A 12,726-nucleotide genomic window follows, 5' to 3' on the forward strand; every position below is an offset into this window, starting at 1 on the left:
CTCAGCGCACCCCGTCGGGCCGGAACTGCACGCTGATGCGCGGTCCGACGGCCCGCGCGGTCTTGGGGATCGCGTGCTCCCAGGTGCGCTGGCAACTGCCGCCCATGACGATCAGGTCGCCGTGCCCGAGCGGCCTGCGGACGGGGGCGGGCCCCGGGCGGCGCGGCCGCAGCGCGAGGTGCCGGGGGGCTCCCAGCGAGAGGATCGCGACCATCGTGTCCTCGGTGCTTCCCCGGCCGATGGTGTCGCCGTGCCAGGCGACCCCGTCCCGCCCGTCCCGGTAGAAGCACAGCCCCGCCGTGGTGAACGGTTCGCCCAGCTCGGCCGCGTAGTGCTCGCCGAGCCGGGTGCGGGCGGCCTCCAGCGCCGGATGCGGCAGGGGATCGCGGCGGCCGAAGAAGGCCAGCAGCCGGGGGACCGCCACCACACGCTCGTACATGACGCGCTGCTCGGCCCGCCAGTCGACCTCGCGCACCAGCGTCTCGAACAGCGTGTCCGCGCCCCGGAGCCACTGCGGCAGCACGTCGATCCAGGCCCCGTGGCCCAGATCGGTGCGCCGCAGCCCGCTCAGGGGGGCGGTGCCGACTTCGGCCTCCTGGTCGAAAAGTGAGCTTTGCAGGTGTACGGCCATGGGGAGAGCGTACCGCTATTCGATCAGGTGTGCGAATAACGGGAGAGTGGCAGGCCGTCGGCTCAGCCTTCCTTGATCAGATCGGCGCACTTCTCGCCGATCATCATCGTGGTGATGCACGGATTGACCGTCGGCAGGAACGGCATGACGGACGCGTCGGCCACCCGCAGCCCCGAGACCCCCTTGACCTGCAACCGGGGGTCGAGCGGCGACTCCGGGTCGTCCACCGGGCCCATACGGACGGTTCCGGCCGGGTGGTACACGGTGTTGTGCGTCTCGCGGATGTAGTCGAACAGCTCCGCGTCCGTGGTCGCGCCCGGCCCCGGAGCCAGCTCGGCGCCCGCCCACTCGGCCATCGGGGCCTGCGCCACGATCTCCCGTGCCAGCCGCAGCCCGTACGTCATCACCCGTACGTCGTGCTCGTCGGTGAAGTAGCGCGGATCGACCCGGGGCTTGTCGCGGAAGTCCCGGGTCCGCAGCCGAACCGTGCCCCGGGACCGGGCGCGGGTGACGTTCGGGGTCAGGCAGAACGCGTTGTCCGAGGTCGGGTAGCCGCGCCGGTAGGTGTTCATGTCGAACGGCACCGAGCCGTAGTGGAACATCAGGTCCGGCCGGTCGAGACCCGGCTCGGTGTCCGCGAAGATCCCGATCTCCCACCACTGGGTGGAGGAGGCGACCATGGGCCGCTTCGCCTCCCACATGATCACGCCCTCGGGGTGGTCCTGGAGGTGCGAGCCGACGCCGGGGGAGTCCACCCGCACGTCCACCCCGGTGTCCCGCAGATGCCCGGCCGGGCCGATGCCGGACAGCATCAGCAGCTTGGGGGAGTCGATCGCCCCGCAGGAGACGATCACTTCGCGCCGGGCGCGCACCGTGCCGCTGTGGACGGTGTCGGGCTCCAGGTACTCCACCCCGGAGCACCGTTCCCCCTCGAACAGGAGCCGCTTCGCCTGGAGCCCCGTCCGTACGTCCAGGTTCGGCCGGGAGCCGAGAACGGGATGCAGATACGACACCGAGGCCGACGAACGGGTGCCGTCCTCACGGGCGTTGATCTGGAACCAGTGCGCACCCCGGACCACCGTGGAGCCCGTGTTGAACGGGACGGTGGGGATGCCCGCCGCCGCGCAGGCCGACAGCAGGGCGCCGCCGCAGGGATCGAGGGGCGGCACGGTCCGGATGGTGACCGGACCCGAGCGGCCGTGGTGGTCGCCGGGCGCGTCGTTGGTCTCCAGCCGCCGGTACAGCGGGAAGCAGTCCGCCGCGCTCCACCCCGTACAGCCGAGCGCGCCCCACTCGTCGAGGTCCTCGGCCGGGGCCCAGAACGCGATGCACGAGTTGTGCGAGGAGCAGCCGCCGAGCACCTTGGCGCGGGCGTGCCGCATGAAGCTGTTGCCCCGTTCCTGCGGCTCCACCGGATAGTCCCAGTCGTAACCGGACTCCAGCAGGGCCATCCACCGATCCAGCCGCAGGACGCTCTCGTCCCCGACGTCCGAGGGGCCCGCCTCCAGTACGCAGACGGTGACGGCGGGATCCTCGGTGAGCCGGGCGGCGATGACCGCTCCGGCCGTACCGCCGCCGACCACGACGTAGTCGAACTCGGAACGGGTGCTTGCGTCGGGCATCACGACTCCAGGATTCAGACGGCGGGCGGGGACGGGGGAGCGGCAGGGCCTTTTCCGGGGTCCTGCGTCTCGAACCGGTGCTCGGCGAGTACGCCGGTCCGGTGGCGCTGGACGAACCAGTAGTAGGCGAAGCCGCCGAGCGCGACGACGCCGATGAAGAGGAACGCGCCCCAGCGCAGATACCAGTGCTGCGGGCCGGTCGCGTTGTAGACCTCGGCGCGCGGCCAGGCCAGGTTGAGCGACATCGCCGTGCCCCAGAGCACGGCGACGACGTTGACCGGCAGCCCCCAGCGGCCCAGCGAGAACGCGCCCTCGCGCGGCTCCCAGTCGCCGCGCAGCCGGCGCAGCAGCATGGGCACGGTGACCAGCAGGTAGGCCACGTAGATCATGATGATCGCGATGCTGGTGATCACCGAGAAGATCTGCGGCTGGTTGATGTTCACCACCAGGATGACGACGCCCACCACCCCGATCAGCACGGCGGGCACCACGGGCGTCCCGAAGCGGGGGCTGACCTTGGCCAGCTTCGATCCGGCGGGCAGGTTGTTGTCCCGCGCCATGGCGAACATCAGCCGGATCCCGGCGGCCTGCACCGCCAGCACGCAGACCGTGATCGCGACGACCACCGCCCAGAGGAAGACCTCCCCGACGGTGTCGCCGAGCGTCGCCAGCACCACGTACTGCAGACCGCCCGTCGACAGCTCCTCGGCGTGCAGGTCCGGCACCGCGAGCAGCGCGAAGAGCAGGATGAACGCGCCGATCAGGAACGAGGCGATGAGCGCCCGCAGAATGGCGCGGGGCGCGTTGCGGCCCGGATCGTGCGACTCCTCGCCGAGCGAGGACGCGGTGTCGAAGCCGTACATCACATAGGCCGAGGCCAGCGACGCGGTGAGGAACGCGCCGAAGTAGCCCAGCGACTGGCCGCTGCCCAGACCGTACGTTTCCGTCAGGGCGGTGCTGGGACCACGGGTGATGTGGGCCGCCAGGAAGATGATGAGCAGGACGGCGGCGATCAGCTCGATGAAGACGCCCGCGGAGTTGATCCGGGCCATGAGCTTGACCCCGAACGCGTTCACCAGCGTGGAGAACAGAATCAGCACGCTGCCCAGCAGCACGGCGTTGGCCGCCTGGTCGTTCTTGCCGCTCCCGTCGCCCACGAACTGGAACCAGTCGTCGATCTGCGGCAGCGTGATCTGGTACGCCAGCGCCACGGCCGACAGGGTGACCATGGTGGCCGTCATCATCATCCACCCGCCGAGCCAGCCGACGTGCGGACCGCCCATCTTCTTGGCCCAGTTGTAGATCGAACCGGCCACCGGGTAGCGGGCCGCCAGCTCGCAGAAGCACAGGGCCACCATCAGCTGTCCGCAGAAGACCATCGGCCACGACCACCAGTAGGCGGGACCGCCGAAGCTGACGCCGAAGTAGAACAGCTGGAAGGTGCCGGTCAGGATCGAGATGTAACTGATCCCGGCGGCGAAGGTGTGGAAATTGCCGAGCGTACGCCGGAGTTCGGGACGGTAGCCCAGCTCGCCGAGCGCGTCGTCGTCGTCCTGGTCGCGACTGCGGGCCTCGGCCGCGGGACCCCGGTCCGGACCGCTGTCCGCGCTCACTCGAACCACCGCTGGGGGACCGCCGCGACATTGCGCCAGATGTGCTTGGCCTCCTGGTACTCGGCAAGACCGGCGGGACCCAGCTCGCGCCCGAATCCGGACTGCTTCATACCGCCCCACTCCGCCTGCGGTACGTAGGGGTGGAAGTCGTTGATCCACACGGTGCCCGCCCGCAGTCGCGAGGCCACCCGGTGGGCGCGCCCGCCGTCCTGCGTCCACACGGCCCCCGCCAGCCCGTACACCGTGTCGTTGGCCAGCCGGACCGCGTCGTCCTCGTCCCGGAACCGCTCGACCGTGAGCACCGGACCGAACGACTCGTCCTGCACCACGGACATCGAGGTCGCGCACTCGTCCAGCACGGTGGGCGGGTAGTAGAAGCCGCCCGCCAGCGCCGGATCGTCGGGCCGCGCCCCGCCGCACCGCAGCACCGCACCCTCGGCGATGCCCTCGGCCACGTACGCCTCGACCTTGTCGCGGTGCGCGGCGGAGATCAGCGGACCGCTGCGGGCGTCCTCGTCGAACGGTCCGCCGAGCCGGATCCGGCGGGCCCGCGCCACCAGCTCGTCGGTGAACCGGTCGTGCAGCTCGTCCTGCACGAGGAGCCGCGCCCCGGCGGAGCAGACCTGCCCCGAGTGCAGGAAGACCGCCATCAGCGCGTAGTCGACGGCGGTCTCGAAATCGGCGTCGGCGAAGACGATGTTGGGATTCTTGCCGCCCAGCTCCAGGGCGACCTTCTTCACGGTGGGCGCGGCGGCCGCCATGATGCGCCGCCCGGTGGCGAGCCCTCCGGTGAACGACACCATGTCCACGCGCGGATCCTCGGTCAGCGGCGCGCCCACGACAGCACCCGCCCCCAGCACCAGATTGGCGACCCCGTCCGGCAGCCCGGCCTCGGCCAGCACCCTCATGAGCAGGACCGCCGTGTGCGGGGTCAGCTCACTCGGCTTGAGCACGAACGTATTGCCGGCCGCGAGCGCGGGAGCGACCTTCCAGGCGGTCTGGAGCAGCGGATAGTTCCACGGCGTGATGAGCGTGCAGACCCCGACGGGCTCGTGGACGATACGGCTGTCCGTGTCGGCGCTCCCGGTGTCGACGACCCGGTCGGTGCCCCCGGAACCGGCGAGGTTGCCGAAGTACCGGAAGCAGTTCGCGATGTCGTCCATGTCGTAGACGCTCTCGACCAGCCGCTTGCCCGTGTCCAGCGACTCGGCCCGCGCGAAGACGTCCTTGTCCCGCTCCAGCAGCTCCGCCACCCGCAGCAGCAGCCGCCCCCGCTCGGCGGCGGACGTCCCCGGCCAGGACCCGTGGTCGAAGGCCCGCCGGGCCGCGGCGACCGCCGCGGCGGCGTCCCCGGCCCCGCCCTCGTCGACTTCTGCCACCAGCGTGCCGTCGGCGGGACAGCGGATCTCCCGCGTCCGCCCCTCGGCGGCAGCGGTCCACTGACCATCGATGAACAGCTCCGGCATGGGCTCCTCCTGTACGGGGGTGGGACGGGCGCCCCGCCGGGTGCGGGCTTCCGCGTCGACCGGCTCCCTGGGTGACGGCGTCAGCACAGACGGTAAGGCCGGCCGTCCCGGTGCGCAGCGCGGACGGGGCCGACCGGAGCACGCGCCGACCGGGACGGCGGAGGAGTCCGGGGCCCGGACGGCGGACGAGCCCCCGATCCGGACGGCGGACGGGCCCCCGACCTGGACGCACGTTCGGCTACCGTTCCCCCCGTACCAGCGGACGTCTCCAGCCCGCGCCGTTCTCCGAGGAGTTGCCTCCCATGCCGCAGATCACCGTCGACTACTCCGGCACGCTCGCCGAGGCCTTCGACCGTCAGGCCTTCGCGCTCGCCCTGCACCCGCTCGTCGTCGCCACCGTCGATACCCGCCCGGAGGCCTGCAAGACCCGCTTCCGCCAGGTGGACGACTTCGTCATCGGCGGTGAGACCGAAGGTCACGCGGTCCTGCACATCGAGATCAGACTGCTCCACGGCCGCACCGACGAGACCAAGACCCGCCTCGCGGACGCCGTACTCGCTCTGATCGCCGCCCAGGTCGAGCCGGTCGACGGCGTCACCCTGCACTCCTCCGTCGAGGTCCCCAACCTGGACGCGGCGTTCCGGAAGAGCTGACCCGCCTGCTTCCCGGACACCGCGCGCGAAAGCCACTTCAGGAGCAGGCGATGGACAACGAGATTCAGTTGATCAGCGACGACGACGGGCTGGCGGTCATCGGGCGGGCGGCGGATGTCGAACGCTTCCTGGTCGCGGAGGGCCTGTCGGCGAAGGACCTGGGACCGCAACGGCTCAAGTCCTTCGGCAGCGCCGGGGCCGCCGTCGCGCAGGCGGCTTCGGAGATGGCCGCCGACTCCGGACGCTGGGTGAAACTGACTCCGGAGTCGGCGCAGCTCGTCAAGAAGTACGGGCTGAGGGAAAGCTCGAAGACGGGTCTCAGCACCGGTGTGGTGAAAGGGCGCAAGGGACAGGTCGGGGGATTCGTCGAATTCGCGAAGGCGCCCCGGTCTCTTCTGACGAACCCCGCGGTTCTCGCGAATGCCGCGCGGATCATGACGCAGGTCGCGATGCAGCAGACCATGGATGAGATCACCGACTATCTCGCCGTGATCGACGCGAAGGTCGACGATGTGCTGCGCGCCCAGAAGGACGCCGTGCTGGCCCGCATGATCGGCGTGGGCTTCGTCATCGAGGAGGCCATGACCGTCCGGGAGATGAGGGGCGGGGGCGACGAGGTTTCGTGGTCGAAGGTGCAGGCGGCGCCGGCCGCGATCGCGGAGACCCAGGCGTACGCGCTGCGCCAACTCGACGCAATCGCCGAGAAGATGGAGAAGCACACCAAGATCGGTGACCTGGCCGAGGCGGCGAGGGATGCCGAGACAGCGGTCGGGGAGTGGCTCGCCGTGCTGGCCCGCTGCTTCCAACTGCAGGACGCGGTCGCCGTGCTCGAACTCGACCGGGTGGGGGACACGTCTCCGGACGAGCTGAACGGGCATCGCCTCGGGCTGAAGGCCGCCAGGCGGGACCGGCTGGAACACATCTCGCGGAGCACCGGGCGCCTTGTGGCGAGGATGAACGACGCTGCCGGCACAGCCAACGCGAAGGTGTTGCTGCACCCGGGCAAGTCCCCGGCCGTCGTCCGGTCGAGGAACCAGGTCGCCACCGGCGTCCACGACTTCCACGTGCGGCTCGGGATCGAGTCCGGCCCCCGGCCGTCGGAGGTGCGGCGATGGGCGGAGGCTGCCGCAGAGGCCAGGGACAAGGCGATCGAGACAGGAGCGAAGGGCCTCGACACCGCCAGAAGCCTCGGCAGCGAGACCCTCGACCGGGCCGGCTCGGTCACGGGCAGGCTGTCGAGCGGCATCGCCGAGCGAACGCGCCGACGGCGCGGTGCCGCGGAGGGGCGCGTCGACGAAGGCTGAGTCGGCGCCGCCGGACATCGATCACCGGGCGCCGGAGGGCGGGAGCGCGGCGGCGGCCCCTGTGCGTTCCATCGCTTCGCGCGCCCACCGTCCGACGTGCGTACGCCGCCGGTCCACCGGATGCCCCGATAGGATCCCGTGCGGGTCCCGACCGGCCGATCGCAGGTCAACAGCCCTTGATACAGGGTGATTTCGCCCAGACGCGCCACTGCCCCGCCCCGTCCCGCCCGGCCCCCGGGCCACGACAGCGGCGTCCGCGGCGGTGGTCGGGGCGTGTCGGGTGGGCGGGACCGGAAGGCCGGAACGTCGAGTGAGTGGAGTGCCAGACATGCGTGGAGGCAGCGTCGCCGTGGTCGGCGGCAGCATAGCGGGGTGTGCAGCGGCCCTGGCCGCGTCGCGCGGGGGAGCCGAGCGGATCACCGTCCTGGAACGCGCCGATGCCCGGCTCCGTGACAGGGGGGTGGGGATCGCCCTCCACAGCGACCGCTACGACGAGTTGAGGGAGGCCGGGTACGTCGCTCCGGAGATGCCCTGGGCACCGCTGACCAGGCGGGTGTGGAGCGTGCGGGACGGGGAGGCCGATCACGGCCGGGTCGTCGGCGAGCAGCCGTTCCCCTTCCGTGCCTACAGCTGGGGCTCCCTGTGGAGCGAACTGCGCCGCCGGGTGCCCGAGTCGGTCTCCTACCGGTCCGGGGCCGTGGTCACCGGGGTGGAGCCGGACGCCGACGGGGTGACGCTGCGGCTCGCTGACGGGCAGCAGGAGCACTTCGACCTCGTGATCGGGGCGGACGGCTACCGCTCCGTCGTCCGCGAGGCCATGTTCCCCGGCGCGGACGCCACGTACGCCGGATACATCGGATGGCGCGGGACGTCGCCGGACGTCGCGGACCTCCCGTCGGACGGCAACGACGCGCACAACATCGTCTTCCCCGGCGGTCACTGCATGATCTACCGCATCCCGGACGGGGTCGGCGGGCACCGGCTCAACTGGGTGCTCTACACCGCGCCCCCCGAGGCCGACGGCCTCCACCCCGACCTGCGGGCCCCCACCTCCCTGCCGCCGGGCCGGCTCAACTCCGAGCTCACCGCGCGTCTGAGGGCCCTGGTCGCGGACAACTTCCCGCCGTACTGGGCGGCCAGGGTGCTCCGTACTCCCGCCGAGACCACCTTCATCCAGCCCATCTACGACCTGGAGGTGCCGCACTACACCTCGGGACGGATGGTGCTCGTCGGTGACGCCGCCAGCGTCGCCCGGCCGCACATCGGCGGCGGCAGCGTGAAGGCGCTCCAGGACGCCACCGCTCTGGAGGCCGCCTGGACGGCCGGGGGCAGCTGGAAGGAGGCCCTGGAGAGCTATGACGCGGGGCGTGGTCCGGTCGGGTCGGCCATGGTCGCGCTCGCCCGCCGCATGGGCGCCGCGCAGGTCGAGAACACCCCCGACTGGTCCGCCCTGGACCGGGCCGGCTTCGACGCGTGGTGGCAGGACCAGAACAAGGGCTCCGACCGGCGCAGCGGCTTCGGCGGTCACCGTATGAAGGCCGGGTAGGACGTCAAGCCCGGTCAAGGCTTCCGGTCAAGGCTTCCGGGTAGGGCTTGAGGCCGGGCAAGGCTTGAGGCCGGGTAGGGCTTGTGGAGCGGAAGGCGCTCGCGGTGGGAGGGGCGGCCCCGTACGGGCGCCGCCGCCCCTGCCGTTCGCGTATCAGACCGCCGTCGGCGCCAGCTCCAGCGCCGCGTGCAGAGCGGTGTCGTCGGCACGGGCTTCCGCACCGTCCATGCGCAGCGTCGTCCGTCCCGAGGTGAGGACCGTGAGCGCCCCCGCGGACTCGACGGCCTGCGCCGGGCTGGGGGACACCAGCAGTACGGCGATGCCCTCGGCCGCCAGCGTGGCCACCAGCTCGTGGACCTGCCGGACGAGCACCGGCGCGAGGCCCTCGGTCGGCTCGTCGAGCAGCAGCACACGCGGCGAGCCGAGCAGGGCGCGGGCCAGCGCCAGCATCTGCTGCTCGCCGCCGGACAGGTCCGCACCCCGGTTGCCCCGGCGCTCGCCCAGCCGGGGCAGCAGTTCCGTCACGCGCGCGGGGGTCCACACGCTGGGTCGCTCCGTGTCGCCCCGGCGCGGTGGACGGTAGGAGAGTCGCAGGTGCTCATCGACGGTGAGCCCGGCGAACACCCGGCGGCCCTGCGGTACGAGCCCGATCCCGGCTCGCGCGATCCGGTGCGCGGGCTGCCCCGTCACCTCGCGGCCGTCGAGGCGTACGGTCCCGGCGCTCGGGCGCATCAGTCCGGCGACGGTGTGGACGAGGGTGGTCTTGCCGGCGCCGTTGTGGCCGACGACGGCGTGGACCGTGCCGGCCGTCACCGACAGGTCGAGCCCGTGGAGGACGGTGCCGCCGTGGTAGCCCGCGGTCAGGCCGGTGAGTTCGAGCATCGGGCGTCGGTCATCCTCTCGCTGGTGCGGCGGACGGGTCGGTGGTCCCGGCCCCCTGGTGGGGTGCGGCGGTCCCGGCTGCCCGGCCCGCCGTCGAGCCGGTGCCGTGGTACGCCTCGCGGACCTCGGGATGCGCCAGAACCTCCTGGGTCGGGCCGGTGACGAGCACCTTCCCGGCGGTCAACACCGTCACGGTCGAGGCGAGTTGGGCGACCACCTCGACATGGTGCTCGACCAGGATGACCGCGACGCTCGACGATAGACCGCCGAGGATGCCGAGCAGCCGGCCGATGTCGTCGTCGGTCAGTCCCGCCGCCGGCTCGTCCAGGAGCAGCAGCCGGGGGTCGCCCGCCAGTGCGGCGGCGAGGTCGAGCATGCGGCGCTGGCCGTGCGAGAGTGCGGCCGCCGGGCGGTGGGCGAGGTCCGCGAGGCCGACGGTCTCCAGACGGTGGCCCGCGGCCTCGGTGTGCAGCCGGTAGCGGGACGGGCTGCGCCAGGCGCCGCGGCGCTTCGGGTGGTGCGGCCAGCCGGCCAGGACGATGTTGTCCAGCACCGACAACTCCGCGATCACCGAGGGCTGTTGGAAGCTCCGGGCGATGCCGAGACGGCTGCGTCTGGCCGGGGGCGTCCGGGTGATGTCGGTGCCGTCCAGGGCGATCGTGCCGTGGTCGGGCCGGTCCGTGCCCGCGATGAGGTTGAGCAGGGTGGTCTTGCCGGCGCCGTTGGGTCCGATGACGGCGTGCCGGGCGCCCGCCGGGAGCCGCAGGCCGACGTCGTCGACGGCGGTGAGCGTGCCGTACCGGCGGGTGAGCCGGGTGAGGTCCAGTACGGGGGGCGCCGGTGCGGCGGCGGTCGGTGCTGGTGTCATGGGGAGACCTTCCCGGCGGGGTTCGGGGCGGGCGCTGACGGGGGCCGGTCCTCGGGCGCGGGAGCCCCGGACGATCGTCCGTTCCCGCCGTCGTTCCCGCCGCGCAGACCCGCCAGGCCGCGCGGCAGCACGTACACGGTGGCGACGAAGAGCACGCCGAGCAGCAGGGGCCCGTGGCCGGGCCAGGAACCGGCGACCCAGTCGCGGGTGGCGACGATGAGCCCGGCGCCCAGCAGGGCGCCGATCACGGATGTCGTACCGCCGATGACCACCGCCAGCAGGGCGAACGCGGCGATCTCGAACCCGACGTCGGCGGGGGAGAGGTACTGCTGGACGGTCACCATCAGCGAACCGCCCACCCCGGCCAGGGCGCCCGCGCAGATGTGGGCCACCAGCAGGTAGCGCCCCACCGGGTGTCCGGAGGCGCGCATCCGCGCCTCGGCGCCCCGGGTGCCGGTCAGCAGCTTCCCCGCCGGGGAGCGCAGGACGAGCAGGGTGACGGAGACCGCGACGACGGCGACGACCAGCGCGTAGTTGTACAGCTCGCTCTCCTCCAGCATCCCCTCCCCGCCCCACAGCGCCCGCGTGGCCGGGAAGCCGACGAGACCGTCGGCGCCGCCGGTGACGGACTTGAGCTGGTTGACGACCGCGCCGGTCAGCTCCCCGATGGCGAGCGTGATCATCAGTACGGTGGTGCCGCGGGCCCGGATCACCGCGGGCCCCACCACTGCGGAGAAGACGGCGGCGGCGAGCGCCGAGAGGACGATCTGGACGGGGCCCACGGTCCACCCCGCGTCCGCGAGGTTCGCGGTGGCGTACGCGCCCACGGCGAACGGCGCGGTCTGCCCGAGGGTGGGCAGTCCGGCGTAGCCGGTCAGGATGGTGACACTGACGGCGAGCAGCCCCAGGGCCAGGGCGGAACCCGCCAGCGAGATGCTGTACGCGTCGAGCAGGGCCGGCAGGGAGATCAGCACCACGAGCAGGACGAGCAGCGGGGCCGCCTGCCGCCACGCGGTCCCTCCCGGCAGTCGGCCGATCCATTTCGGCACGCGGTTCCCGTACCCGCGGGGCGCTGCCCCGGCCCGGTCCGTCCCCGCCGTCTCGGCCGCCCGGTCCGCGCCCGAGGCCCCCGCTGTCCCTGGTGCCTCGGCCGTCCCTGACGCCTTCGCCGCCTCTGCCGTCCCCGGCGTCCCGCGCGGGCGTCGTCGCAGACGGCCCGCCAGGTGCCCCCGGAGGCGGGCGACCGGGTCCGGGGCGGGGCCCTCGGGGCCGTGCGCCGTCGCCGGTTCCGCGAAGCGGGAGCGCAGCACCAGCACCGCCGCCATCGCGGCGAAGAGCAGGTACGGCGCCAGATCGGGCACCAGCGAGACGCCCAGCGTCTGCACCTCGCCCACCGCGACCGCCGCGAAGAAGGTCGCCCACAAGGAGCGCAGCCCGCCGAGCACGACCACCACGAGGGACAGCATCAGCACGTTCTCGGAGGTACCGGGGCCGGGGCCGATGATCGGGGCCCCGAGCACGCCCGCCGCCCCGGCCAGCGCACCCGCCGCCGCGAGGACGCCGGTGTGCACCGCACGGGGGTTGCGACCGGTGGCCGCGAGCATCTGCGGATCGTCGGCGGCGGCCCGTACCGCGGCGCCCATACGGGTCCGGGTCAGCACCCAGGTCCCGAACGCCGCGAGCAGCACGGCCATCACGATGAAGCAGAGCCGGTAGGCGGGGTAGCGGTGCCCCAGCAGCATCACGGAGGAGTCGAGCGCCTCGGGGACGCGCACGGGGAGTTCGTCTGCCCCGAAAAGCTGGATGAGCAGGTCACCGCCGATCAGGGCGAGCCCGAACGTCAGCAGTGCCTGCGCGAGATGCCCACGCCGGGCGAGCGGGGCCGTCGCGGCGGACAGCCCCGCCCCGGCGACGCACGCCGCCGCGGTTCCGGCGGCCAGGCCGAGGGCGAGACCGCCCCAGGTCCCGTCGCTCAGCTCGGCCCCCGTGTAGGCGCCGATCGCGTACAGCGTGCCGTGCGAAAGATTCAGCACACCCGCCGTGCCGAAGGCGAGGCTCAGGCCGGCGGCGACCACGAACAGCAGCAGCCCGAAGGCCACTCCGTCCACCGCCGGGATGAGGTGGGCATCGAGGAGATCCAT

10 protein-coding genes are annotated in these 12,726 nt (G+C 72.6%); 3 read left to right on the forward strand and 7 right to left on the reverse strand.

The genetic code is table 11. From position 1 onward, the window contains the following. Position 1 precedes the first annotated feature (1 nt). The 4 genes from IE272_RS14680 to IE272_RS14695 form a co-directional block, all read right to left on the reverse strand. The gene (locus IE272_RS14680; protein ID WP_050357069.1) at positions 2-631 is read right to left on the reverse strand and encodes an alpha-ketoglutarate-dependent dioxygenase AlkB; all 630 of its coding nucleotides are present in this window, start codon (positions 629-631) and stop codon (positions 2-4) included. Positions 632-693: 62 nt separating this feature from the next. Next, positions 694-2,253, reverse strand: coding sequence for a GMC family oxidoreductase (locus IE272_RS14685; protein WP_190007036.1), 1,560 nt, complete (start codon positions 2,251-2,253; stop codon positions 694-696). Positions 2,254-2,267: 14 nt separating this feature from the next. Continuing rightward, positions 2,268-3,866 carry an APC family permease gene (locus tag IE272_RS14690; protein ID WP_056698593.1) on the reverse strand — a complete coding sequence of 533 codons (1,599 nt, stop codon included), beginning with the start codon at positions 3,864-3,866 and terminating at the stop codon, positions 2,268-2,270. Beyond that, positions 3,863-5,332, reverse strand: a complete 1,470-nt coding sequence (locus IE272_RS14695; RefSeq protein ID WP_056698590.1) for an aldehyde dehydrogenase family protein — start codon at positions 5,330-5,332, stop codon at positions 3,863-3,865. Before IE272_RS14695 ends, IE272_RS14690 begins: the two co-directional genes overlap by 4 nt. 302 nt (positions 5,333-5,634) lie before the next feature. Here IE272_RS14695 and IE272_RS14700 point away from each other — a divergent pair, with 302 nt between their 5' ends. The 3 genes from IE272_RS14700 to IE272_RS14710 all read left to right on the forward strand — a co-directional run bounded on the left by IE272_RS14700 (position 5,635) and on the right by IE272_RS14710 (position 8,835). Then, a complete protein-coding gene (locus tag IE272_RS14700) occupies positions 5,635-5,985 on the forward strand; it encodes a 5-carboxymethyl-2-hydroxymuconate Delta-isomerase (RefSeq protein ID WP_050357073.1) in 351 nt (116 codons plus the stop codon). Positions 5,986-6,035: 50 nt separating this feature from the next. Further along, on the forward strand, positions 6,036-7,289 hold the full coding sequence (locus IE272_RS14705) for a hypothetical protein (protein WP_190007037.1): 1,254 nt from the start codon (positions 6,036-6,038) through the stop codon (positions 7,287-7,289). Positions 7,290-7,617: 328 nt separating this feature from the next. Next, positions 7,618-8,835, forward strand: coding sequence for an FAD-dependent monooxygenase (locus tag IE272_RS14710; RefSeq protein WP_190007038.1), 1,218 nt, complete (start codon positions 7,618-7,620; stop codon positions 8,833-8,835). Between the two features lie 153 nt (positions 8,836-8,988). Here IE272_RS14710 and IE272_RS14715 read toward each other — a convergent pair whose 3' ends face one another. Genes IE272_RS14715 through IE272_RS14725 form a run of 3 tightly spaced genes read right to left on the reverse strand, consistent with a single transcriptional unit; the run spans position 8,989 to position 12,726 of the window. After that, on the reverse strand, positions 8,989-9,717 hold the full coding sequence (locus tag IE272_RS14715) for an ABC transporter ATP-binding protein (RefSeq protein WP_190007039.1): 729 nt from the start codon (positions 9,715-9,717) through the stop codon (positions 8,989-8,991). Between the two features lie 10 nt (positions 9,718-9,727). Next, a complete protein-coding gene (locus IE272_RS14720; RefSeq protein WP_190007040.1) occupies positions 9,728-10,585 on the reverse strand; it encodes an ABC transporter ATP-binding protein in 858 nt (285 codons plus the stop codon). After that, on the reverse strand, positions 10,582-12,726 hold the full coding sequence (locus tag IE272_RS14725; RefSeq protein ID WP_190007041.1) for a branched-chain amino acid ABC transporter permease: 2,145 nt from the start codon (positions 12,724-12,726) through the stop codon (positions 10,582-10,584). Before IE272_RS14725 ends, IE272_RS14720 begins: the two co-directional genes overlap by 4 nt.

Source organism: Streptomyces anulatus, from assembly GCF_014650675.1.
Lineage (GTDB): Bacteria > Actinomycetota > Actinomycetes > Streptomycetales > Streptomycetaceae > Streptomyces > Streptomyces anulatus.